Raw genomic sequence first — 21810 nt, 5'->3', positions numbered from 1 at the left:
ATACCTTTCCTGTGGGAAAAGCCGGCGGGCGGGTCAGGAAAGGGGCTCGCTGAGGAAGCGGATCAGGACGTCCATAACGGCACGGGAGGCCTCGGGCTGCAGCGTAGCGCTGACCGATGATCCGGTGAAAGGCAGGTACGGGCGTGCAGGGATGGTGACCTGGTAGGCATCGACCTGCGCCCAGGTCTCGCGGGCACGCTTGTGCTTGTCCTTGGCGAAGACGGCACGGCCCCTCGCACTGCCTTCGTCGCCCTGGCGGATCAGGTTGCCCTTGGCGTCGGTGCGCAGGCGGACCCTGGTGGAGTATGGCGCGCGGTCGATGGTGCCGCCGAATTGGTGGATGGCGGCGTAGGCGCGTGCGGCGCCGCCGGCACCGATCAGGGCGAAGTCCGCGCCGTAGTCGGAGCTGATGCTGCTGGCCAGGATGCCGTGGTCCTGCAACATCTTGAGCACGGTACCGCCGTTGTTACGCTTCTGCCGTGCTGCGATGGTCGCGGCAGCAAGCGGTACCCAGTGCGGACGGCCCTGTGCTGCGAAGTTGGCCTCGGTTTCGGCCTCGAGGGCTGCGGCGATGCGCTGGAACATCGGGCGGCCGTCGGTCAGGCGCTCCAGGATGTCGCCGATCTTCCTCCGTGCGCCGTCATCGTTGATGTCGACGGTGATCATGGCCTATGCTCCGGGTGAGCGCGGCGCGAAACCGGTAGGGACGTGCCCCTGTGACCGACGGTAGCTACGCCGAGGCAGCCGATCAAGCCAGAGTGTTGAAAAGCCGCGCTCATTCCCCTTTCTCCTCGGCCGTCTGGCCCAACCAGTACAGCAAACGCCCCTCGCGCAGCCTGTTGAGGCCTTTGGCGTCGCGCTGCATCAGGTTGTACAGATCCCAGACCAGCGAGCCGTCGCGGTTCTCCCGCAGCACCACCAGCAGATCCCTGTCGGCCTTGAACACGCCGATGTAACGCTTGCGGTAGCTGCCGTCGTCGTATGCGGTCAGCCACACCTCGAACGGGTCGCGCAGCGTGGCCAGTGCGTAGTTGGCGTAGCGCTCGCGGGCATCGGCGCGCTTTTCGACCGTGTGCGGCAGCAGCTCGGGCCGGATGGCCACGTCCTCGATCGGCGTGCGGACGATATTGACCGTGCCGTCGGGCACCAAGACGCTGCGCATCATGCCCACTGCGGCATCCACGCCCTCGGCCGTGGGCAGCACGCCGGGGTCCGGCAGGCGCGGCACGTCCGGCGAGCGCAGATCCGGCCGGCCGAGATCCCGCCATGTCGGCTGGCCATCCACCGCCTTGACCACACCGGCCGGCCTGGCCGTGATGGGCGTGGCCTCGACCGCATCGCCCTTGAAGCCAGCCGGGTCGAAGCGGCTCCACTCGGCGCCGGGGTTGTAGTCCCAGCCGGGGTCGGGCAGGAACACCGCATCCTTGCCGTCCGCGCCCTTGTAGCGGAAGCCCTGCACCGTGGCGGTGTCGCCCGCCTTGTTGAGCACCACGGTGCGCTCCACCATGTGGTCGCGGCCGTTGTCGAGCGGCACGCCCAGCGCGCGGAATTCGGCTTCGGTCAGCGCAACCACGCGGCACCTGCATCCCCAGCCGTTCGGCGGCCAGATGATTTCCCAGATCGGATCGTCCCAGCGGAACACCTTGCCGTTGAGGGCGGCATGCTCCGGCCGGGTGCGGCTGTCCATGATCGCCACGTAGCGCCAGTAAGGCCGGTCGGCGACGTTGGCCAGGTAGCGCTTGTAGCGCCCGGCCATGTACGAGGTCTGGACGTTGGTCTGGAAGATGGTGCGCAGACGCCGGTTGCTGCCGAGCTGCGCGCGGGTGAGCTCGCCGGTGTCGGCGTCGAGCACCTCCTGCGTACCCCACCAGCCTAGATCCTGCAGGCGCGGGCGCAGCGTGCGCTTGAACTCCTCGAATGTCTGCCCCTTGCCGATGGCCTTGGCCACTTCGGTGCGGATGGTGCGCAGCACGTCGGTGGTCGTGGCCTTGGCGACCGTGAAGGCGTGCACATTGGCCTCGCGCCACACGTCGGTGTAGTCCCACGCGAGCTGCTCACCCTTGCTCTCGAAGTAGCGGACGGCGTCGGCCGGCTCCAGGTCGAGGCGCGCGCCGATCACTGCCATCTGCGGCCCCCATGGCCCACGTGCCAGCCGTTGCAGAAGGGGCAGCGGTAGGCATTCATGCGGCCGGTCCAGCCCTTACGATGTACCAGGGCGCCGATGTGCTGGCGGGCTTCGGCCTCGGTAGTGTGGCGAATCTTGCCGGTGCAGGACTTGCGGCGGATGCGGCGCTTGCTGCTCACTGCTCCACCTGCCTTCCATACGCCTCGCCCCCGAACATCGCCCGCGCCAGCAGGTGCTGCAGCCGGGCCTTGTCCATGGACGGATATGCCGCCTCGGCCTCGGCTAGGGCGTCCTCATAGGTATCGGCCGCGTCGATCGCGGCCAGCAGTGGCTCCAGCAAGTCGGACATGGCCTCCTGCAGGGCGGATTCAGGAATCGCGGCGATGGCCTGGTCGATGGCCTGCTGGCCGTTGGCGGCGGCGGGCTCGGCGAAGTTGGCCGGCGTGCCGTCGGCCGGATTCTTGTTGTCGACAACAGGAACAGGCGCTGCGCCGGGCGGTGGCGTCGGCGGTGCTTCCTTCTTCGTCCAGCCGTCGCCGTATCGCGCCTTCACGGCGTCTTCGCTCAGTTCGAAGCCCAGGTCGGCCACGTTGCGGTCGCGCTCGCTGTCTTCCTTGCTGCCTTCCTTCTTCGGGAACACGCGATAGACCAGGCACGGCGCCAAGCCGTTGAGCTCGCAGATCCAGCGGATCAACGTGGCGTTGAGCGTGTCTGACAGCAGATCTGCATGGGCCTTGACCAGATCCTCGCGCACCTCCTGCCGCTCTTTGCTGGCGGCGGCCAGGGCGCCGCCGCCCTTGGTGCGCGGTTCGGTGCCGAGGATGACTTCTGCGATCCAGTCATCCATGTACTCCACCAGCGCCTGCTGTGTCGTGATGCTGCCGCTCAGCTTGCTTTCGAGCAGCTCGATCATCGTGCCTTCCGGCGTCATCACCACGCCGTCGTTGCTGAACGCCCGCAGCGCATCGAACAGCGTCCCCTTCTCGCGCGGTGTAGCGTTGCGCGGGTATTTGCCCCAGGGCGTCGGCGTGCCGAAGCGGTCATTCAGCTTGTTCCACGCCACGATGCCCGCGCGCTTGAAGAACACCGCCCAGTAGAGCTGCAGGCCGAGGCCCGTGCCGTAGGGGTTATCGTCTTCCGGATTCACCCGATGCACGATGAACTTGCGCGGCGGCAGCTCCACGCCGGTCAGCATCGCCTCGCGCGTCAGCATGCGCAGCTCGGGCGGCTGCTGATCATCCTCCTGCACATACTTGAACCGCCGCGTCGCGCGCTTCTTGACCGCCTTGGGCGCAATCCGGTTGTCGCGCACCGTCCATACCACCTCGGCGATCCCTGGGCTGGCGATGATGGCGTCGAGCAGCTGCAGCGTGATCTGGTCGAAGTTGATCGCCGACAGCATGTCCGACACCACCTCGGCATCCGCCGCACCCTGCGGCGTGTCATCCACCGGATCGACCTGCCACGGCTTGGCGATCAGCGCCAGCCCCAGCTTCTGCATCGAGCTGAACACCTTGCCGTCGCGCTTCAGGTCGCGGTACAGCTCGGCGCTCCCCTGGCCGCGTTCGAGCAGCAGCGGATCGTTGGTCTGGATGACGCCCATGTACAGCGTCTCGAACGGGTCGCGCGCACGCGTGGCGACCTCGCTGTCCAGTGGTGGAGTTGCGGGCTTCGCGCCCTTGCGTGGCTTAGCCATAGAGGAATCCCGCGGTGTCGTTGCGATAGCGCTCGCCGGCGCCGTCGCTCATGAATTCGATGGGGGCGGCCGGATTGCTGGCGGCGTGGATGGCCAGCGCCAATGCCCAGAAGCGGTCGGCGTGGCCGTCCGGGGTGCTTTCGGCGACGAAGCGGATGTTGCCGGCCGCGGTGGTTACTTTCTGCACCTTGCGCAGGTCGGCGCGGATCTGCGGATCGTCCGGAATGCGCAACGCCCGGTCTTCCATCTTGCCCTTCAGCGGATACGCCAGCGCCTCCTTCACCTGGCCAGTGAAGGTGACGCCCTCCACGCGCTCATCGCCGAACTTGTCCTGCGCGTCGTCGACCCAGCCGATGCCCAGCCCGGTGGCGTCGATGCAGATGCGGTCGGCGATCTCGAACCACGGGTACAGAATCGCCTCCTGCGCGCTCTTCCTCATGCGCTCCATCGGGATCACCGCACGCGTGTAAAGCACGTCGCCGAGCAGCTCCAGCACCCACAACACGGTCAAATCCTTCTTGCGGCCGATATCCACACCGCAGAACACCTGCCCGGCGAAACGGTCGGTCGAGTCACGCTCCCACGGCATGCCGGCCATGTATTCACAGCCGGTGATCAGCTCGTATTCGATGAACTTGCTGTCGTCGTCGGCCGGGATGCACATGTATTCCTGGTCGAAGGACTCATCATCGGCCGCGCCGGACTTCACGAAGTCGAAGTATTCCGCCTCCGTCATGTCCTGCTGCTCGGCATCGGCCGGCAGCGCCTGCTGCAGCTTGTAGAGAAAGCCCTGGTCGAGCGCATCCTGCAGGGTGACGCGGTGCAGGCTGATCTTCTTGGGGTTGCCCTTTTCGCGGGCCTCGCGCACCAGACCGTTGAAGAAGGAATTGCTGCCCCGGTGCGTGCTCACCAGTTCCATGCAGCCGCCCCAGGTGATGCCGGGGTAGGCGATCGCCCACATCTTGCGCTGGTCGCGGTGCAGCGCGAATTCGTCCAGGATGCGGCTGCCGCGCTTGCCGGCCTGGGCGTCCGGGTTGCTGCTCATGCTGTGGATGCGCCGGCCGCTGGCGAACTGCAGCACGTAGGCGCTCAGCCCCTTGTCGGGGTCGACAACCTGCTCGCCGAGATCCTTGGCCGCCATGTTCATGATGCCGGCCCACAGCTTGCAATCTTCGATGAACAGCCGCGCCTGGATGTCGTCGCGGCTGCTCACCCACTCATCGTAGCGGGCACCCTGGGCGGCAGTACGCTCGCCCGAGGCGTAGGCCGTCGACCAACTGATGCCGATCTGGCGCGACTTCTCCATCAGCTTCAGGCGCGACGTATCCTTGATCCACGCGGACTGGAACGGCAGGAAGATCGCATCCGGGTTGGTCGGGATGATGCGTGCACGGCCTTTGCGATTGGCGTCCATCACTCGATCCCCAACACTTTGCGGATTTCCCGCTTGGTGTCTTCTGTCACGCCGCCCTTGCTGTCCATTGCATCCAGCTTGGCCTTCTGCTCTTCCAGCAGCTTCTCGCGTGCAGCCTTCGCCACCGCCTGGCGCTCGCGCAGGTTGAGCGATCGCACCTCCTGCGCCGCCTTCGCCGCGCGCGCCAGGTCGAGCACGTCGCCAATCTCCAGCGGCTCGTCGGCCTGGATGGCGCTCATCGCCGTCTTGCTCGCCAGCGTCGTCACCGCCTGTGCCAGCAGCGCGCCGCTCTTGGCGTCGAACTCCTCGCCCAGCTCGGCCACCAGCGCCTCGGCCGCGGCGGCCATCTCGCGCTCGTGCGCCACGATCTCGCGCACGCCCTGGCCGAAGCGGTGCAGCGCGCTACGGCTGGGCAGTTCGCCGCTTGCAGCGGCATCCGGGAAGGTCGTGCGCAGATCCGCGATCAGCTCATCGAGCGTCAGGCGGTTCTCGCGCAGGCGCTTCAGGATGTGCGCCCGCACACCGGGCGCCTGCCTGTCGACGGATGATTTGCGGCCCACGTCACGCCCTCGGCCGCGCAATGCCGTCGATCGTCACCCGCCCCTCGGCCGCGTCCTGGCCGCGCTCGGCCAGCGTCGCAACGAGCACCGAACCGGCCTCGTCCACGGTCAGCGTGCCCACCTCGGCCAGCCATCTCAGCTCGGCCTTCACCTGGTCGCGTGTCCAGGTGTGGCCGAGCTGGTGCAGCAGGTTTGCAATCACCGAACTGTTGCCCCGGTAACTGGGCAGCTCGGACAAGATGCGCAAGATCACCAGGCGCATGTCACGGCGGAGAAAATCGGAATAGCTCATGAGCGGCTCACTTGTGCGCCAACAGGTAATCGTTGATACGGTCCAGGCTGCGGGTCAGCGGCTGCATGCTGTCTGTGACGCCTTCCAGCTTGGCGTCCAGCCGCTCCAGCCGGCCCATCAGCTCATTCAACTGGTGGTGGCTCGGCACCTGACGCATCTCGGCTTCGAGGGTCGTGATGCGCGTGCGCAGCTCCAGCATTTCCTTGGCGCTGGCCGATTGCCGGCCGATCAGCCAGGAATAGATGCCGATGACGGTGATCACCACCCACTGCATCGTCCCGAAGCCGAAATTGAGGTGTTCGATGTTCATAGGGCGTGAAGGGACACTTCGTAGTAGGAAAACGGGCCGTGCGTCTTGCGCAGCCGGCCCAATGGAACGCCGTGGCCGGTACGCCTCTTGACCACCAGGGTATGCACGCCTTCTACTGCCAGCGCGCGCGCAAGCTCCCGCATGTCGGCACGGCCCAGCCGCCCCATGGCGGCCATCACTTCAACCTCGCCCGCATCGGTGCGAGAAAGGGTTGCCACGGCTTTCGGCTCGTCGCCCCCTGCGTACGAACAGCCGGACGCATACACGCGCACGACGCTGGTCAGGTGCTCGATGTGGATCATTGCTGCGCCTCGGACGGATGGAAATCGATCAGGGCGTCGAGGCGCCGCCGGCACTCTTCGTACTGATCTCCGGCGCCGAGCGCCCAACGTGCGACGTCGGTATCGGTGGCAACGGCTCCATCCGCTGCAGCAGTGCCGCTGGTGGCGGTGGGCAGTGCAACGGCAAGGCCGGGGGCGCCGTCGAGCACCCGCAAAGCAGCAGTGTCCAGGCACACACGGCCCGTGGTGGCAGTCTGCAGCGCATCGTCGCGCTCCTTTCGTAGTCGGGACGCCGCGCGCGTCGCGGCGGCAAGTTGGCGGGTCAAGGTGTCGCCGTGTGTCTGGGCATCGAGCAACCGGCGGCTTGCGTGCTCGGCCTGGGCGGCCTGGCTGCGGCTCATTTGCCCGCGCAGTTCGGCCAGGCGGGCATCGCCCGCAGTGCTGGCCAGCAGATGACCCAGGCCGAAGGCGCCAGCCAGGGCGCCGACGATCACCAAGGTTGTCGGCGAGATCACGCCCAGCCCTCTTTGCGCTGCTTGTGACGCTGCCAGAGGATCACCGCGCCCACCGTAACGGCCACAGCAGCCAGCACCAGCAGCGGATCGATGCCCATACCCCAGGCGACGGACTGGATGTCGTCCGATACCGCGCTGGCTGCGGCCAGCCCGCCGGTAGCGATGGACACCGCGCCCGACTGGGCAATGGGGCTGCTGTGCAACCGGGACTCAGGTGCCGCGTCGGGCATCTCGACAATGCCGGCCGCGTGCTCTGCCGGTACCGCATCCAGCGGCGGGCGAGCCTCGGGCGCGGCAGTCAGATACAGGGCCGATTCTCGCGCGCGGCGCCGAGTCAGCCCCTTGACCTCGCGCAGCACGCCGTCGACGCGCGCCTTGTTCCACAGTGCAAATGCCCGAGCGGCGGCAAGTGTATTGCCAGCGTTGTGAGCACGCAGCACGCTGCTGCGCGCAAACCCGGCCAGGCCGATGTTGTAGGCCAGGCTGACCATTGCGGCGAGCTGGTGCGCCGTCGCCGGGCGCGTCAGCAGCCCCGAGACGCCCGCTGCAAGCTCGGTCAGCCGTGCGCACAGCATGTCATCCGCCCATTGCTGGGTCCAGACCTCTCCGGGTGTGATGTTCTCGGTTTCGCCCCAGCCGATCGTCCATACCCCTGCGATGTCGCGGTAGGCGCGAAGGCGGCAGCCTTCGCTATTGGCGATCTCCACCACCCCGGACCAGACGATGGGCCACGGCAGGTTTTTGTTCGGCAGAATTTTCACGGAGCGCCCCGGAAATGAAAACGCCCTCATGATCGAGGGCGCTGGGGCGAGGGGCTAAATGAAGAGGTTCATTAATCACCAGGGTGCCAGCAGAAGCGGCGTTCTTCTGTCCGTCGGCTCATCTAAAGAGTCTTCGGCCTGAAAATTATCAACATGAACGCCCACTGTGTCAGAGTTCGACACGTATCCGTGCAGCAGGATACCGCCGCCAGTGATAGCCCTCGGATCGCTGTCGGTGTAGTCAATGAACAGCTCATCATCAATATAGACGCGGATGTCAGCACCATCCTGCTCCAGGCGTAGGCGCACCACAGTCTCTAGCGGAAGTTGATATTGCACTTGAGCAAGCGGATTACTGACGACCGAAGCGGTTGTAGGTTTGAACAGTTCGACAAAACTTTGTGCGGCCATTGGTCGCCAGCGCACGCGCACCGTATATGCGGCGCGATAGCCGGAGGCATATGTGAACATCAATCCTGCGGCTGCATACTGCGTATCCGATACTCGATACAGGTCGCAGAGTGCCCGCTTGATGCCGGCAGTTCCGGAATGTGCCCAGCAGGCAACCGTAGTCCCACCACGGGCGCGCCCGACATCCGAGATACGCGCCCAATTCCTGGCTGCAGTAGTGGTAACTTCCCACCAAGCGGGGTTGTAGTCGGTCAGAAGTTCGTTTGACTCACCCGAAAAGTCGTCTGACGCAATAACTGCCATGTCATCCATCCGACCACTGCGCGGCGCTGACAACCGCCTCGACGGTTTCGGCCGCGTAAATTGCCGCGCGCAACGTCTGGCTCTGCAGATGTATTGCGCTGTGCCACTGCGTAGCTGTCAACCCGAACGCGATCATTTCCGCCGGCGTCAGCATGTGCGTGACGTTTTCATCGACAGTCCACGCCATCACCGGCTCAGCGCCGCCCGCCGCATGTAACGCCACCGCCGTCGTTGTGGATGCAGTCAGATCGCGGACGACGCGCTCCGTCATCGTGTTGTGATGGGTCTGCCCGCTCGGGTACACGTAGGGCATCGGGCCGATCTGCCGAGTCTCACGCTCGGCTTTCACCCGCTCCCATGCCACTGCTCGCGCTTCTTCGAGATCGAGCTCATCAACCTGCCATGTCACATGCGCAGGCCGTTGGTCAATGTCGTCGACACGCTCGCCGCGGCGCTGCCACCACTTCACCGTGGGCTGCTCGACCACGGCGCGCACGACGCCCGCAGCTTCAAGTTCGGCGTCGGTCAGATTGCCCGGATTGCTGATGTGCGGCAGCAAGGCTTTCAGCTGCGGCGTCAGCGTCCGGTCGGCCAGGCGCAAATACCAACTCACAGCGCACCTCCGTCGCCAATCCAGCCAGACGCACCGTAGTCGAGCACAACCACGTTCTCGGCGTCGGCAGCGTCGTTGAAATCGGGCGCAGACCCACCAATCCAACGCAATCCGGCCGGCCAGGTCACCGCATGGCCGGCGCCGCTATTCACCAGGCGCAGACGGATGTGGACTGCCGTGGCCGGCGTGGCCAGCGTGATGGTGCAATTGGCGTTGAGCGTGGCCCGCTGCTTGTTGCCATTTGCAGCATCCAGCGTGGCTGCCGCGCCCAGACTGCCCAGATTGGTCTCGGGTTGGGCAATCGTCGGCTCGCCCTCGCGCAGCATGCCCCGGTAGCTGTCGGCCGCAGTGCCTGCGGCTATGCGCTGCTCGTCCGTGATGTAGTACGGCTCGCCGGCCTGCAGCCCGTTTCCAGCGGCCGCACTGTCGAGCTGGGCGCGCGTCCCCCGTTTGCACAGGATCTTCGCCATGTCAGAAGGTGCCGCCGTCGACGGTGCCCACGGCCAGCGTCACAAAGCCGTTGCCGGCATCTTTGGTCCAGCTCATGCTCGGCCCCATGCGCAGCACGCCATCCGTGCCGTCCGTACCCCAGATATAGCCCGATGTCCCCCCTGCAATGACAGCCACCAGTTCATCGGTGCTGCCGGACGGGATGTTCAGCGCCGCGCGTAACGCGTTGAACGTGATTTTGCGCTCCTTCTGCCCGGTCGCATCCGCGTCGTGGACGATCAGCAGGTCGGTTTCGCCGTTGATCGCCCCCGCTGCGCCCAACGCATCGATCGCCGGCACGACCGGCAGCTTTTCGTCTGCGGCCGTGGCAACGTGCAGCGTGCCGCGGTCGGTCGTTACCAGCGGCTCGCCCGCCAGCATGCCTGCGGCCGGCAGATTTGAATAAACCCCGCGCCGCATCTGGATTCTTGCCATTGCTCTTGCTCCTTGAAAGTCGCGGTCAGAACGTGCCGCCGTCGATGGTTTGCAGGCCGAGATTTGCGCGCGCCTGCGCCCGCGCCGGTTCTGTGTCGAATTCCGCCAAACGCAGCGCAACAGCAAGGGCGCCGATGCTCTCCGGCGTCAGCGTGCCGCCCGAGCCATCACCAGGCGGCCCAGGCGGCCCAGGCGGCCCAGGGTCGCCGCGCAGCACCGGCGCAAAGTCCAGCCGCAGGCAGCCACCAGCGGCATCGAGCGTCAGGGTCAGCGCAGGGCCGATCACGGCAGCCCCCTCGTGATCGGCGTCAGCAGCACAAGCTGCTCGCTGCTCGATATCAGCACCTCACCGCTGGGCGAGGTCAACTCAACGTCGATGCCATAGCGTCCCGGTCGCCAGTCCGTCTGCGCCGCAGGTACGGCGCGCACTGCAAGCAGGCCATCAGCGGCATCGAGCCAGATGCAGTCGAGCTCGATCACGGCCGGCCCGCGCATCTGGCAACGCGCCGTCCAACCGCTCATGTCCTGCGCCTGGCCCGCGAGCGTAAGCCGGCCGACCAGGTCCAGCGTGGCGCCGATCTTGTGCTCGTATCCGCTCACTGCGCGCCCCAGAAATGAAAACGCCCTCATGGTGGAGGGCGCTGGGGTGCGGGGCTAAATGAAGGGGATCAATAAAGAGGCGGCGGTCAGTGGCTCGGGCAGACTAGGCTGTAAAAATGGTTGTATCCGGCCTCGTCGCCATGCCTGGTGAGAACTGCCGTGATCTCGTCGAACGGCCCCTTTGTTTCGACGACAACGAATTCGCCGAAGTCGCCCCCATGTGCCGCGTCGGTCACGAATACGCAGGCCAAGGCGTAGCCTTCCGGGTTGCGAGTGCCCCATCTGCTGATATAGGCGGCATAGCGCGCATCCCCAGCATGGCCGACTGCCTCTTGTGCGGCCTCCAGTATCCGGGTGCTGGCCAAGCGCCCGCTCACGATGCCAGCCACTGCAAGCGTGCAGAGTAGCAGAACGACCGCCAGCAGCCAGCACCATGCCTTGCGCCAGGGTTTCATTCTTGTCTCTCCCGGCGGGTTATGAAGCAGCGGCAGAACAGGCGTGCACAAGGCAGTTTCTTGCTCTGCCAATAAGGGTCAGTGTAATGCCGGGCCGTTTGGGACTCTTCGATGCAGTCCGGATAGGCGCGGCCGTCGTTGATGACCCGGAGACACCAGAAAGGAAAAGTATCGGCCTCCTGTTCGTACTTCTGCCGTTTCCCCGCGTTCATGTAGGCCATGACGATACGGTGAGTCAGCAAATCCGCCATCTCCCAGTAATCCGGCTCAGGGTTTTCTTCCTCGTCGTCACCATATGGGTCGGGCTCCGGCCCGCCCCAGTATGCGAGGTGCGCTTCGTAACGCACCCATCGGATTCTGTTTTCAGAGAAAAACAAGCGAGCCTGCCGCTTGAACTCCCGGTCATCTCGCCCGCTGATGACCTGTTTGCCGGCATACAAGAAACGCGACACATCCCATCGGTGGTGCGGGAAGTCCTCCTTGAGTATCGAGTGGAAGACTGTCTCGAATAGGCGTTCCTGCTCTTCCGTCAAGCCCTTCATCCTCACCCCGCCTTCTTCTTCACGCATCCCGCCGCCGATTGCGCCAGCGCAGAGGCTGTGCGCTCGATGGCGTCCTTGCCCGCATCGGGGCTGTGCCGGTAGTTGTCCAGCAGCGCCTTTTCCCGTGGGTTGGCAGGCGCGGCTGGCGCCTCATCTGACCGCTGGCCGGTGAGGACGTAGAAAATATCTACGCCCGTCCCGTTCAAACGTGCCAGCAAATCGCTAGGGCAGCGCTGCTTCCCTGAAACCACGTCCTTGATCCGTTGAGGGCTGGACTCCCCAGCAGCTCTTGCTGCGGCTGCCAGCGACAGCCCGACACGGTCAATTTCTTCGCGCAGGCGAAGGTGGATTGAATCTACCGAATCAGTTGACATCGTAGAAATCTTCTACCATCATTCACCCCACAAACAGCCGCCAATCAACCGCCAAGTATCCCGGCTGCTGTTCCCCATGAACAACACGCGAGGCCACACCCAATGACCGCCGCACAATTCAAAGCCCTGCTACGCCGCCAGGGCAAAACCATCCGCCAGTGGGCGGAAGAAAACGACTTCCGGCCAGAGGCCGTCTACCGCACCCTGAACGGCGTGGAGAAGGGCCACTACGGCCGCGCCCACGAAATCCTGTCGCGCGCCGGCATCAAGGGCGCGGATCAGCGCCTCGCTGCGTGAGGCCGGTCATGAATGACCCGATTCTACCCCGCGACGAACAGGGCATTCGCACTGATGCGTCCATCGTCGGGCGCCTGGTGGCTGAAGGCACTCGCTCGAACGGCAAGCAGTTGCTCTCTCACGCCGAGGCAGTAGCGTTGCTTAGCGAGCACCTCAAGCCTGGCGCCCCGCGCCCCGGCTTGCGTCAGCTACGCATCCCCGAAATCGACCGCCTCACCCCCGAACAACTGCGCGTCGCGGTCGAGCACGTCATGGTCTGCCAGCGCGGCCGCCAGCCACATGGCGCGGTCGATGCCGAGCGGCGCGCTATGGGTAGCAATGATGCCGTCCCGGATCCAAAGCACACGGAAGGGCTTGATGTCGCAGCCCTGGGGGTCGGGCACGCCGAGGCCGGCAGCAAGCACCCCGGCGGTGGTGATGTCCAGCACCCACAGCGCGGCCACCTCTTCGCGCTCCCGCCCCTGCGGGTCGCGGTACAGGTAGTGGAGGTAAGCCCGATCCGGCCCGTCGACAGCCAGCCGGTTACCACGGCGCAGATCAACGTCGTTCTGAAGATCGATCTGGCGTTTGAGGGTGAATAGCACTTCCACGGTGTTCTCCATCAGCGGTTGTTGATGGGCCGAATTCTAGGCGGCTGCAAATCCCTTGCAGCCATTCCAGAAACCTTTTTGTTTCGAGCGACGTTCGCAGGGTCATTTCCAATGTCTAGACGTAATTCGAACCCCGTGCCGACCAGCCTGCGCGCCGCTTTCGAGGCCGACAAAGCGCACGCGCTCAAGCGCCGCCGCCTCAGCATCGAGCGCCTGGCCGAACTGCTCGGCACCACGCCCGCCACCCTCTACAAGTGGCTGGAAACCGACAGCATGCCCGTGCGCGTGCTGGTGGCCTGGCAGCACCTGACCGGTGCCACCCACGTCGTGCGCTACCTGGCCAGCCGCGAAAGCGCCGTCGTCATCGACATCCCCGCCGGCCGTGTCATCGACGCCGACGACATCCATGCGCTGCAGGCCACCCTCAACGGCGCCGTCGGCGCGCTGCTCGACCACGGCCGCGGCCAGCTCGACCGCGACACCACGCTGGGCAAGGTCGGCGTCGGTCTGGAAAGCCTCGCCTGGCATCGCGCCAACATCGAAAAAACCGAGCAGCCCGAACTGGAGTTCTGATCATGAATATCGTCATCCATGCAGCATCCCTGAAGGTCGTCGCCAGTGTGCGGATCGATGACGCTGTGCGCGCTGCCAATCAAGCTGCGCAGCACCTGCGCGCCAATACCATTGACTGGGTAACCGCAAACGACTGGATCTTTGTGCGGAGCTCGGAGCTCCACACGCTCAAGTGGGTGTTCGATAGCGTGCTCATTGCGGCTACGGAAGATCACGCTGCACTGCGCGCCGAGCTGGCAACCCGTTTCGACGCGGCCATTGAGCAACTCGATACGCTGAGCGAAGAGCTGCGCATCACTTGCCTGCTGAATGGACCGAGTCGGGTGCCCGCATGACCCGCCAAACCGACTACACCAACGCCGCCCAGCAGCGCCTCATCCGCCTGGTGCTGCTCATGTTCGGCGACATCGTCAACGGCTACACCCCCGGCGCGCTCGCCCGCGACATCGGCTGCAGCGCCACCGTCATGACGCGCGACCTCGACAACCTGCGTACCGCCGGCATTGCCGAGTTCGACGAAACCGACGGCCGCTGGCGCCTGACCCCGCGCCTGCCGCAGCAGGCCGTCAAGGTCTATGCGGCCCTGGGCCGCGCCGAAACCCGCCTGGCCGAAACCAAGGCCGCCATCCATCGCAATAACGACTACTGAGGATCGTCATGGCCACACGAGGACGCAAACCCACCATCGCACCCGCAGCCGAGCCCGAAGTGCTCGACGCCGCGGCCGAACAGCACACCGCGCAGGCACTGGCCGCCGTGCGCCAGGACGCCACTGCCCAGGCGCTGGCCGTCAGCCAGCACGATGCCGCCGTCCGGGCCGTGGCCGCGCAGGTCGGCTACCAGTTGCCGGCGGACTGCACGGACCCGGATTTGATCCAGCGCGATATCAGCGCAAACATGCGGCGCAGCGTCGAAGCGTGTTTGGAAGTGGGGCGTGGGCTGACGGTGCTGAAGCAAGCATGTCAGCACGGTCAGTTCATTGCGCGGCTCGAAGTCCTTGGACTCGACCGTTACGTTGCGGCGCGGTTTATTCAGGCTGCCACGAAGTTCTCAAATGTGCCGATGTCGGCACATTTGACTCAGGCCATCGGGACGCAATCCAAGTTGTTGGAAATGCTCGTTCTTGATGACGAACAAATCGAAGATTTGGCCCTGACCGGCCAGACCGGCGAACTCTCCCTCGACGACGTCGCCACGATGTCGGTGAAGGAACTGCGCGCCAAGCTGCGCGACGCCCGGGCCGAGAACAAGGCCCAGGCCGAGCTGCTCGCCGAGAAAAACGCCGACCTCGACGAAATGCGGGCGAAGAGCAAGCTCATCAACCCACCGCCGCCGGACGAACGGCGCGCCGAGCTGCTCCAGGAAGTCTCCACGCACGTGAACACGGCGCTGGGCATGCTCAATGGCGCCGTCACGCAGAGCTTCGCCGTGCTGGCCGACCACGATGCGATCGCCGGCCAGGACTCACTGCAGATCATGGGCGGCTACGTGGCCCAACTGCAGCAGGCAATCCTCCAACTGCGCGAGATGTTCGACCTGCCGGACATCGTCGGCGACGGCACCCCCGAATGGATGCGCGCCACCGCTGACGATGCCGACCTCGCGGCAGCGGAGGCATGACATGTCCCCCGCGCTGATCGAAATGCTGCTCGACATACACCAGCGCGCCAGCGCCGCCGGCCATGGCGGCAAGTGCGCGGTGTACCAACAGGCCGCCCAGCGGCTGGGCATGTCGGTCGGCACCCTGCATCGCAAACTCAAGGAAGTTGTCATGAAGCCCGATCGCAAGCGCCGCGCGGATGCCGGCGCAGTCACGCTGACGCTGGCCGAGGCGCGCATCGTTAGCGCCTATCTGATGGAACAGTACCGCGCCAACAACAAGAAGCTGGCGAGCGTGGAAAACGCTGTCACGGTGCTGCGCAAGGACGGCAGCATCCGGGCCGAGGCGGTGGGTGCGGATGGCGTCATTCGCCCGCTGTCGGTGTCCGCCATCACCCGCGCACTGCGCCGCTACGCATTGCACCCGGCTCAACTGCGCCGACCGGCGCCGGCACAGGAGCTGCGCAGCCTGCATCCGAACGACGTGTGGATGATCGACGCCTCGATCAGCACATTGTTTTATGTGCCCGAGGGCGGCGTGGCGGACATGAGCCCGGCTGAGTTCTACAAGAACAAGCCCGGCAACTTCGAGAAGATCAAGCGCCAGCGTCTCACCCGCTACGTGGTCACCGACCACACCAGCGGCGCCATCTTCGTCCACTACGTGGCCGGCGGCGAAAGCATCGCCAACCTGGCCGAGTCCTTCCTGGCCTGCGTGGCCCAGCGCCCGCACCAGCAGATGTACGGCGTGCCCTTCCACCTGGTGGTCGACCCTGGCTCGGCCGATACCGGCGCCTTCCGCAACCTGCTGCGCCGTCTGCTGGTGACCTTGATCGTCAACGCCGTGGGCAACCCGCGCGCGAAGGGCCAGGTGGAGAACGCCCACAACATCGTCGAGACCAATTTCGAGAGCGGCTTCAAGATCACCCGCGTGCCCAACATCGCCTGGATCAACGCCCAGGCCGCGCGGTGGATGCGCTGGTACAACTCCACCCGTGTGCACTCGCGCCATGGCATGACGCGCTACGCCAAGTGGATGGAGATCACCGCCGAGCAACTGCGCGTGGTCGATGCCGACCTCGCCCGCAAGCTGCTCACACACGAGCCGGAGCGCCGCAAGGTCAGCGGCCCATTCCTGCGCGTGGATTTCGACAGCCGCGAATGGGACGTCAGCGCTGTGCCCAACGTCATGATCGGCGCGTGGCTGGACGTCACCTATAACCCGTTCCGCCGCGACGTGGCCTTTGTGGTCGACCGCGATGAGGACGGTCGGGAGCGCCTCACCGAGATCCCGGAAGTCGTCGAAGCCGAGCATGGCTTCTCGGAAGCCGCCGCACTGATCGGCCGCGAGTTCAAGAGTCAGGCCGACACCATTGCGGACACCAACCGCAAGCTGGTCGAACGCATCGCCACCGGCGCCGAAACGGATGATGCCGCCAAGGCCGCGCGCAAGGCGAAGAAGCTGCCCTTCGGTGGCCAGATCGACCCCTACAAGCACCTGGACGACGTTCCGGACGTGGTCCCGCTGCCGCGCCGCGCCACCACCCTGACGCCCGACACCGCCACGGCCAGCGCCGTGCCCGCGACAGTGTTCACCCACTTCCAGGCCGCCCAGGCACTGCTGCGCGCCGGTCTGACGCTCACCGCCAAAACCCACGCCCGCATCGCCGAGTGGTACCCGGACGGCGTGCCGGAGGCCGACATCGATCAACTCAAGCATCGCCTCACCGTCCGCGCCGGCCTGCGCGTGGTCGGCGGCGAATAACCCAGGGGAGGAAACGTGCGCCTACGACTCAAGGCCGTCTTGGCCGGCCTCGGCAAATCGCAAAGCGACCTGGCGCGGGAAATCGGCTACTCGCCGGCCACCGTCGCACAGCTCGTCAATCACGGCTTCTGGCCGAAGAGCCTGCCGCAAAACGAAATGAAGGACCGCATCCGCCGCGCCTTGCGCGCATGGGCCGCCGATGAGGCGGTGCTGGACACGATTTTTGAAGAGTGGCCCGAGCCGCGCGGCAACGCGGCCCGAGCCTGCCCGCTCACCGAAGCACAGAAAGAGGACGAACAAATGCTACTACAGAACGAATCCCTTACACCCGAGGCGCGCGAGCACTTCGGCCTGCCGCGCAGTCCCTTCGTCGACGACATCAACTGCCTGGAAGACGTGTTCGTCTCCTCGGCCACCCGCCGGCAGCGCGCGGCGCTGATGGACTGCGCCCTCAACCAGGGCTTCATGGCTCTGGTCGGCGAGAGCGGCTCGGGCAAATCCACCCTGCGCGAAGAGCTGGAAGAGCGTATCCGCAAGGAAAACCGCCCCGTCATCATCATCACGCCCTACGTCGCCGAGGCCGAGAAGGGCGACCGCGCCGGCATCTACAAGCCGCGCCAGATCGCGGAGGCCATCCTCAACACGCTGGCGCCGGGCGATTCCATCAAGCAGGGTGCCCAGGCCCGAAGCCGGCAGGTGCATGAAGCATTGCGCGCCAGCCGGCAGGCCGGACTCAACAACCTGCTGGTCATCGAAGAGGCGCACAAACTGCCCAAGGTCACCCTGCGCGCGCTCAAGTCCTACATGGAACTCAAGGATGGCCTGCGGCGGCTGCTGGGCGTCGTGCTGATCGGCCAAACCGAGCTGGACCGGCTGCTCTCGGCCACTGCGCCGGACGTGCGTGAGATCGTCCAGCGCTGCGAACGCCGCGTCATGCCGCCGCTCGACGATGACCTGCCCGCCTACCTGCAGCACAAGTTCAACCGCATCGGCGTGCAGGCCGACCAGGTCTTCGCCGACGGCGTGTATGACGCCATCCGCGCCCGCCTGGTCGCCATTCCGCGCGGCGGCAGCGCAGCGGACAAGTTCAGCGTGTGCCATCCGCTGGTTGTGAACAACCTGGTCGTGCGCGCGATCAACGCCGCCGCCGCGGTCGCCATGCCGCGCGTCACCGCCGACGTGATTGCGGGGTGCTGACCATGGCTGACGCAATCCCACTCCCGCCCACCCCCTGGCTGCGCAGCGCAGCGGATGCGCAGGAACCCATCATCTCCGATTCGGATGGCTGCTGCCTGGCCATCGTCGTCGGTGATCACCCCGAGCTCGGCGCGCTCATCGCACTGGCGCCTGAACTGCTCGCCGACCTAGCCGGGCTGTTGCATGCCCTGATGCTGCACGACCCCGATTACCGCAACAAGCATGCCCCGGATACCGACCGCGCCGCTGCCGAAGAGGCCATTTTGGAGGCCGCCAGCAACGCAATCGCCACGCTGAGCTACGCCGCCCACTGCCGCCTGCCTGTTGATATGCCCGGTCTGGATCAACTGGAGGACGAGCTGTGATCACCAACGCCACTATCTACCCCATGCACGGCCCGCGCGGGGGGCACAACCCCGCGCAGCGCCCGGCACATGTGCTCACCGACCGCGCCCGCCGCAACCTCGCGCGCATGAACGCTGCCGCGCGCACGCTGCGCACCCTGGGCGTGCGCGTCCTGGAATGCCGCCTCGACGGTGAATGGCCCGCGGTCGCCGAGCCGTCCATCCGCATCGAGCGCGACATCCACCGCAGCTTCGCCGCGTTCCTGAATGCGGCTGGCCCGCGCGAGTGGGTGACCGTCGCACACGACGGCATCTCAACCAAGTCCGCCGCATGCCGGCTCGAGGGCGTGTGGATCATCTGGGAGGAACCCCAATGAAACCGACCCCGCTCGCAGACCGCATCCTGGCCGCCGTCGCCAGCGCAACCAGCAAGCGCCCGGCCAACGCCGATGACGTGCTGGCGATCGTCGGCGGTGCCGATGCCGACTTCTGGCCCGTCGTCGAGCAGCTGTGGCGCGACACCCTGATCACTGGCGCGAAGATCTTCCGCCCGAAGCTCGACGCTGAGCCCTGGCTGGGCATTTGGCCCACCGGCGTGCCCCAGTCGGCCGGCGCATGGACCGGGCCGCGCCTGTCCTTCCTCTTTGTCCGTCATGACCCGATCGCACTCAAAAAGGCGCGCGCACCGCGCAGCAGGCCGCGCAAAAGCGTGGCAAAGGAGGCCTGAGCATGCACCTCGACATCACCGTCGTCTTCGTCGATGGCCAGTACCGCACCGAGCGCGTGCTCGGTATTCGCGGCGCAGCCACCCATTCGCCCGCCCGCGCGGCCGAACGCCTGGCCGAACAACTATGGGGCGCCACCGACCTCGACACCGCCCGCCGCATCGGCGCCCCGAATCCCGCCCAGCCGCACGTCAGCCGCTGGCGCATCACCGACACCGCAGCCCGCAAAAACACAGGAGCTCACTGACATGGCCCGCAAACGCCTTTCCGCCACCACGCTCGATTCCTGGAACGACGTCGACGCCTGCCTGAAGGCCATCGGCGAAGTCGACCGCGAACTGGGCCTGCTCGAAGCCGCCCAGCAAGAACAGATCGACGCCATCAAGGCCAGCACCAAAGCCGCCGCCGAACCGCTGCAGAACAAGAAGGCCGGCCTCGAGCTCGCCATCCAGCAGTACGCCGAAGCCAACCGCGGCGAGTTCGTGAAGACGAAGACCAAGGAACTGACCTTCGGCAGCGTGGGCTTTCGCCTGTCGTCGAAGGTGGTCATCAAGAACCTCGGCAACACGCTGCAGGCCCTGAAGGACTTCGGCCTCACCAGTTGCATCCGCATCAAGGAGGAGTGCGACAAGGAGGCCATGAAGAACCTGCCGCTCGAAACCCTGCATGCCGTCGGCGCCAACCTCAAGCAGGAAGACGCCTTCGGCTACGAGATCAAGCGCGAGCAGCTGCAGGAGGTGGTGTGATGGAAGACAAATACCAGTTTCTCCGCCAGAGCCTGCCCGAGCTTGTTTCCGAGGCGGCGCGTGAGGGGGGAATCAACCCGCGCGCTCAGTTGATCATCGCGCTGCTCGAAGAGCGCGACCAATTGGCGGCAGCAGCCCGCGTCGCCGAAAGGCAGAACAAGGCTTTCAAAGACCTGCCGCTGTGCGGTTCTGCACTGAGCACTGAGGAGCGTGCCCGGTTGGACGAAAACCTGAAGTCGCTGCTGCGCTTCCTCGGCGCCCCCGGAGACTGGGGCTACGACACGCAGCTCGGGCGCCTGACGATCCTGCTGGACGGCCTGCGCCGTGACATTTGGACCTCAGCCGTCCAGCCGGAAACCGTGGAGGGCGTGCGATGAACAACCCGTTCCGTTACCGCCTGTATGACGGCATCGAGGTCGAAACGACGGGCGCCGATGATCGCATCAGGAAGGTCAGAAGCTTCAGCGTGGACCAGTGCTACGCAGCGCTTGGCGTGCGCGATTTGCAAAAGACCGTCGAGAACGCAATACATGCCCGCCTGCGGAAGATGCTGCCTGGTTCGGAGGTGAAGTAATGGACAATCGTGACGACATCCTCGACAAGATCCGCAAGTGCATGGCGATGGCGCAGTCGGGCAGCGAGCACGAAGCCGCCGCCGCGCTGAGGCAGGCGCAGAAGCTGATGGAGATGTACCAGATCAGCCAGGCCGAGATGCTCGCGGCGGGCGTGCGCGAATCCAAAACCAAGGCTGGCGCCGTCGCACGGCCGGCATCGTGGGAAAGCGACCTCGCCGCGCATATCGCCGCCGCCTTCGGCTGCAAACTGATCTTCACCCCTAGTTGGGGCTGGGGCGAGGCCTGGTGGGTGTTCGTCGGCCTGCCGCCTGCGAACGAGATCGCCGCGTACTCCCTCGAGGTCCTGCTCAGGCAGGCGCTCAAGGCCCGCCGCGAGTTCATCGACAGCGCCCTCAAGCGCACCAAGAAGAAGGCCAACAAGACGCGCCGTGCGGATCTGTTCAGCGCAGGCTGGGTGCACACCGCATGCGCCCAGGTCGGCGCGCTCACGCCGCCGGAGGGCGCGGCCGAGGCCATCCAGGCACACATGCAGCTCAAGCACCCGAGCCTGGGGCAGCTCGCGACAACCGATCGCAACGCTGGGCGCAACTGGTCCGAGCGGGACCAGGATGCATACCACGCGGGCCGCAGCGCCGGGCGTGGTGCGCAGTTGCACCAAGGCGTGGGTGCCAACAAACCGCGGATGTTGGGGAGCTAAGCCATGCCACTCGTATTCAGCCGCGTCACCATCGAAGTCAAGGTCCGCTACAGCGCCGGCAGCTACAACGCCTCCATCGGCCGCTCTCGTGGCAGCTCGACTATGGACGCTCTGACCGCGGTCGAGCGCTGCGTAGCCCGTTGCATGGCTGGGGCGTCATCGTCACGCGTGTCCCTCGACCCCGTCCGCATCCCCGACGACCGCCTGCCCCCCGGGCACGAGCGCTGGATGTTTGAGATATCACCGGCAAACCCTCCAGGGGAGACCGATCAATGAACGCCTCCAACCTCAAATCCGCCGACCTCGCCCTGATGATCCAGGTCTCGATCAAATGCATCGCGACCCTCATTCCGGCCGGAACGCAGATCAGCATTCTCCGGCGCCCCGGACAGAAGGATGCATACATGGATATCCAATGGCCCTCCGGCTGCATGTCGAGCCTCACCATCCCCATATACGCGCCGGCCACGCCCGCCGTGGTGAGCCAGGCCATCAGCGACCTGTTCGACGAAATGGAGGGCTGACC

General features: G+C 65.7%; 37 protein-coding genes. 16 read left to right on the top strand and 21 right to left on the bottom strand.

What is annotated here, in order from left to right; translation table 11 throughout:
* Positions 1–33: 33 nt before the first annotated feature.
* The 20 genes from ACNQFN_RS18940 to ACNQFN_RS18845 all read right to left on the bottom strand — a co-directional run bounded on the left by ACNQFN_RS18940 (position 34) and on the right by ACNQFN_RS18845 (position 12176).
* Positions 34–666, bottom strand: a complete 633-nt coding sequence (locus ACNQFN_RS18940; RefSeq protein WP_418647274.1) for a phage virion morphogenesis protein — start codon at positions 664–666, stop codon at positions 34–36.
* A gap of 109 nt (positions 667–775) precedes the next feature.
* Positions 776–2125: a phage minor head protein gene (locus ACNQFN_RS18935; RefSeq protein WP_418647273.1), complete on the bottom strand. Its 1350-nt coding sequence runs from the start codon at positions 2123–2125 to the stop codon at positions 776–778.
* Positions 2116–2304, bottom strand: coding sequence for a hypothetical protein (locus ACNQFN_RS18930; protein ID WP_418647272.1), 189 nt, complete (start codon positions 2302–2304; stop codon positions 2116–2118). Before ACNQFN_RS18930 ends, ACNQFN_RS18935 begins: the two co-directional genes overlap by 10 nt.
* Positions 2301–3821: a DUF935 domain-containing protein gene (locus ACNQFN_RS18925; protein WP_418647271.1), complete on the bottom strand. Its 1521-nt coding sequence runs from the start codon at positions 3819–3821 to the stop codon at positions 2301–2303. The genes ACNQFN_RS18930 and ACNQFN_RS18925 overlap by 4 nt, the downstream gene beginning before the upstream one ends.
* The gene (locus ACNQFN_RS18920) at positions 3814–5235 is read right to left on the bottom strand and encodes a terminase large subunit domain-containing protein (protein ID WP_418647270.1); all 1422 of its coding nucleotides are present in this window, start codon (positions 5233–5235) and stop codon (positions 3814–3816) included. The genes ACNQFN_RS18925 and ACNQFN_RS18920 overlap by 8 nt, the downstream gene beginning before the upstream one ends.
* Positions 5235–5795: a phage protein Gp27 family protein gene (locus ACNQFN_RS18915; RefSeq protein WP_418647269.1), complete on the bottom strand. Its 561-nt coding sequence runs from the start codon at positions 5793–5795 to the stop codon at positions 5235–5237. Before ACNQFN_RS18915 ends, ACNQFN_RS18920 begins: the two co-directional genes overlap by 1 nt.
* Before the next feature lies 1 nt (position 5796).
* Positions 5797–6087 carry an ArsR family transcriptional regulator gene (locus tag ACNQFN_RS18910; protein WP_418647268.1) on the bottom strand — a complete coding sequence of 97 codons (291 nt, stop codon included), beginning with the start codon at positions 6085–6087 and terminating at the stop codon, positions 5797–5799.
* Between the two features lie 7 nt (positions 6088–6094).
* Positions 6095–6397, bottom strand: coding sequence for a DUF2730 family protein (locus tag ACNQFN_RS18905; protein ID WP_418647267.1), 303 nt, complete (start codon positions 6395–6397; stop codon positions 6095–6097).
* On the bottom strand, positions 6394–6699 hold the full coding sequence (locus tag ACNQFN_RS18900; protein WP_418647266.1) for a hypothetical protein: 306 nt from the start codon (positions 6697–6699) through the stop codon (positions 6394–6396). The genes ACNQFN_RS18905 and ACNQFN_RS18900 overlap by 4 nt, the downstream gene beginning before the upstream one ends.
* Positions 6696–7193: a hypothetical protein gene (locus ACNQFN_RS18895; RefSeq protein ID WP_418647265.1), complete on the bottom strand. Its 498-nt coding sequence runs from the start codon at positions 7191–7193 to the stop codon at positions 6696–6698. Before ACNQFN_RS18895 ends, ACNQFN_RS18900 begins: the two co-directional genes overlap by 4 nt.
* Entirely contained in the window at positions 7190–7954 is a 765-nt protein-coding gene (locus ACNQFN_RS18890; RefSeq protein WP_418647264.1) for a lysozyme, read from the bottom strand. Before ACNQFN_RS18890 ends, ACNQFN_RS18895 begins: the two co-directional genes overlap by 4 nt.
* 75 nt (positions 7955–8029) lie before the next feature.
* A complete protein-coding gene (locus ACNQFN_RS18885) occupies positions 8030–8677 on the bottom strand; it encodes a hypothetical protein (protein ID WP_418647263.1) in 648 nt (215 codons plus the stop codon).
* The gene (locus tag ACNQFN_RS18880) at positions 8670–9281 is read right to left on the bottom strand and encodes a hypothetical protein (RefSeq protein WP_418647262.1); all 612 of its coding nucleotides are present in this window, start codon (positions 9279–9281) and stop codon (positions 8670–8672) included. Before ACNQFN_RS18880 ends, ACNQFN_RS18885 begins: the two co-directional genes overlap by 8 nt.
* Complete coding sequence (locus ACNQFN_RS18875) at positions 9278–9751, bottom strand: hypothetical protein (RefSeq protein ID WP_418647261.1); 474 nt, start codon at positions 9749–9751, stop codon at positions 9278–9280. Before ACNQFN_RS18875 ends, ACNQFN_RS18880 begins: the two co-directional genes overlap by 4 nt.
* Before the next feature lies 1 nt (position 9752).
* The gene (locus tag ACNQFN_RS18870; protein WP_418647260.1) at positions 9753–10205 is read right to left on the bottom strand and encodes a hypothetical protein; all 453 of its coding nucleotides are present in this window, start codon (positions 10203–10205) and stop codon (positions 9753–9755) included.
* Between the two features lie 25 nt (positions 10206–10230).
* Entirely contained in the window at positions 10231–10491 is a 261-nt protein-coding gene (locus ACNQFN_RS18865) for a hypothetical protein (RefSeq protein ID WP_418647259.1), read from the bottom strand.
* Positions 10488–10805, bottom strand: coding sequence for a hypothetical protein (locus ACNQFN_RS18860; protein WP_418647258.1), 318 nt, complete (start codon positions 10803–10805; stop codon positions 10488–10490). The genes ACNQFN_RS18865 and ACNQFN_RS18860 overlap by 4 nt, the downstream gene beginning before the upstream one ends.
* A gap of 86 nt (positions 10806–10891) precedes the next feature.
* Entirely contained in the window at positions 10892–11260 is a 369-nt protein-coding gene (locus ACNQFN_RS18855) for a hypothetical protein (RefSeq protein WP_418647257.1), read from the bottom strand.
* Positions 11257–11829 carry a hypothetical protein gene (locus ACNQFN_RS18850; protein ID WP_418647256.1) on the bottom strand — a complete coding sequence of 191 codons (573 nt, stop codon included), beginning with the start codon at positions 11827–11829 and terminating at the stop codon, positions 11257–11259. Before ACNQFN_RS18850 ends, ACNQFN_RS18855 begins: the two co-directional genes overlap by 4 nt.
* Complete coding sequence (locus tag ACNQFN_RS18845; protein WP_418647255.1) at positions 11805–12176, bottom strand: hypothetical protein; 372 nt, start codon at positions 12174–12176, stop codon at positions 11805–11807. The genes ACNQFN_RS18850 and ACNQFN_RS18845 overlap by 25 nt, the downstream gene beginning before the upstream one ends.
* Before the next feature lie 102 nt (positions 12177–12278).
* On the opposite strand from ACNQFN_RS18845, the gene ACNQFN_RS18840 reads away from it, so the two are divergent.
* Positions 12279–12473 carry a DNA-binding protein gene (locus ACNQFN_RS18840; protein ID WP_418647254.1) on the top strand — a complete coding sequence of 65 codons (195 nt, stop codon included), beginning with the start codon at positions 12279–12281 and terminating at the stop codon, positions 12471–12473.
* 188 nt (positions 12474–12661) lie between these two features.
* Here ACNQFN_RS18840 and ACNQFN_RS18835 read toward each other — a convergent pair whose 3' ends face one another.
* A complete protein-coding gene (locus ACNQFN_RS18835) occupies positions 12662–13075 on the bottom strand; it encodes a hypothetical protein (protein WP_418647253.1) in 414 nt (137 codons plus the stop codon).
* Positions 13076–13174: 99 nt separating this feature from the next.
* Between ACNQFN_RS18835 and ACNQFN_RS18830 the strand changes: the two genes are divergently transcribed.
* The 15 genes from ACNQFN_RS18830 to ACNQFN_RS18760 all read left to right on the top strand — a co-directional run bounded on the left by ACNQFN_RS18830 (position 13175) and on the right by ACNQFN_RS18760 (position 21808).
* Positions 13175–13636 (top strand): hypothetical protein, encoded by a 462-nt coding sequence (locus ACNQFN_RS18830; RefSeq protein WP_418647252.1) that lies wholly within the window; start codon positions 13175–13177, stop codon positions 13634–13636.
* A 2-nt stretch (positions 13637–13638) separates the two neighbouring features.
* Positions 13639–13971 carry a hypothetical protein gene (locus tag ACNQFN_RS18825; RefSeq protein WP_418647251.1) on the top strand — a complete coding sequence of 111 codons (333 nt, stop codon included), beginning with the start codon at positions 13639–13641 and terminating at the stop codon, positions 13969–13971.
* Positions 13968–14285 carry an IclR family transcriptional regulator gene (locus ACNQFN_RS18820; RefSeq protein ID WP_418647250.1) on the top strand — a complete coding sequence of 106 codons (318 nt, stop codon included), beginning with the start codon at positions 13968–13970 and terminating at the stop codon, positions 14283–14285. Before ACNQFN_RS18825 ends, ACNQFN_RS18820 begins: the two co-directional genes overlap by 4 nt.
* Before the next feature lie 8 nt (positions 14286–14293).
* Positions 14294–15256: a hypothetical protein gene (locus ACNQFN_RS18815; RefSeq protein WP_418647249.1), complete on the top strand. Its 963-nt coding sequence runs from the start codon at positions 14294–14296 to the stop codon at positions 15254–15256.
* Position 15257: 1 nt separating this feature from the next.
* Positions 15258–17000, top strand: coding sequence for a transposase (locus tag ACNQFN_RS18810; protein ID WP_418647248.1), 1743 nt, complete (start codon positions 15258–15260; stop codon positions 16998–17000).
* A 15-nt stretch (positions 17001–17015) separates the two neighbouring features.
* Positions 17016–18197, top strand: coding sequence for an AAA family ATPase (locus tag ACNQFN_RS18805; protein WP_418647247.1), 1182 nt, complete (start codon positions 17016–17018; stop codon positions 18195–18197).
* Between the two features lie 2 nt (positions 18198–18199).
* Complete coding sequence (locus ACNQFN_RS18800; protein WP_418647246.1) at positions 18200–18562, top strand: hypothetical protein; 363 nt, start codon at positions 18200–18202, stop codon at positions 18560–18562.
* Positions 18559–18918, top strand: a complete 360-nt coding sequence (locus tag ACNQFN_RS18795) for a hypothetical protein (RefSeq protein ID WP_418647245.1) — start codon at positions 18559–18561, stop codon at positions 18916–18918. The genes ACNQFN_RS18800 and ACNQFN_RS18795 overlap by 4 nt, the downstream gene beginning before the upstream one ends.
* The gene (locus tag ACNQFN_RS18790; RefSeq protein ID WP_418647244.1) at positions 18915–19268 is read left to right on the top strand and encodes a hypothetical protein; all 354 of its coding nucleotides are present in this window, start codon (positions 18915–18917) and stop codon (positions 19266–19268) included. The genes ACNQFN_RS18795 and ACNQFN_RS18790 overlap by 4 nt, the downstream gene beginning before the upstream one ends.
* Before the next feature lie 2 nt (positions 19269–19270).
* A complete protein-coding gene (locus ACNQFN_RS18785; RefSeq protein WP_418647243.1) occupies positions 19271–19513 on the top strand; it encodes a hypothetical protein in 243 nt (80 codons plus the stop codon).
* Position 19514: 1 nt separating this feature from the next.
* Positions 19515–20012, top strand: coding sequence for a host-nuclease inhibitor Gam family protein (locus ACNQFN_RS18780; protein WP_418647242.1), 498 nt, complete (start codon positions 19515–19517; stop codon positions 20010–20012).
* On the top strand, positions 20012–20389 hold the full coding sequence (locus ACNQFN_RS18775) for a hypothetical protein (protein WP_418647241.1): 378 nt from the start codon (positions 20012–20014) through the stop codon (positions 20387–20389). Before ACNQFN_RS18780 ends, ACNQFN_RS18775 begins: the two co-directional genes overlap by 1 nt.
* Positions 20386–20586: a hypothetical protein gene (locus ACNQFN_RS18770; protein WP_418647240.1), complete on the top strand. Its 201-nt coding sequence runs from the start codon at positions 20386–20388 to the stop codon at positions 20584–20586. Before ACNQFN_RS18775 ends, ACNQFN_RS18770 begins: the two co-directional genes overlap by 4 nt.
* On the top strand, positions 20586–21284 hold the full coding sequence (locus ACNQFN_RS18765) for a DUF2786 domain-containing protein (RefSeq protein ID WP_418647239.1): 699 nt from the start codon (positions 20586–20588) through the stop codon (positions 21282–21284). The genes ACNQFN_RS18770 and ACNQFN_RS18765 overlap by 1 nt, the downstream gene beginning before the upstream one ends.
* A 272-nt stretch (positions 21285–21556) precedes the next feature.
* Positions 21557–21808, top strand: a complete 252-nt coding sequence (locus tag ACNQFN_RS18760) for a hypothetical protein (RefSeq protein WP_418647238.1) — start codon at positions 21557–21559, stop codon at positions 21806–21808.
* Positions 21809–21810: the final 2 nt, after the last annotated feature.

Origin of the sequence: Thauera butanivorans (assembly GCF_048398245.1) — a bacterium.
Lineage (GTDB): Bacteria > Pseudomonadota > Gammaproteobacteria > Burkholderiales > Rhodocyclaceae > Thauera > Thauera butanivorans.
This window is presented reverse-complemented; position numbering and strand designations above follow the sequence as displayed.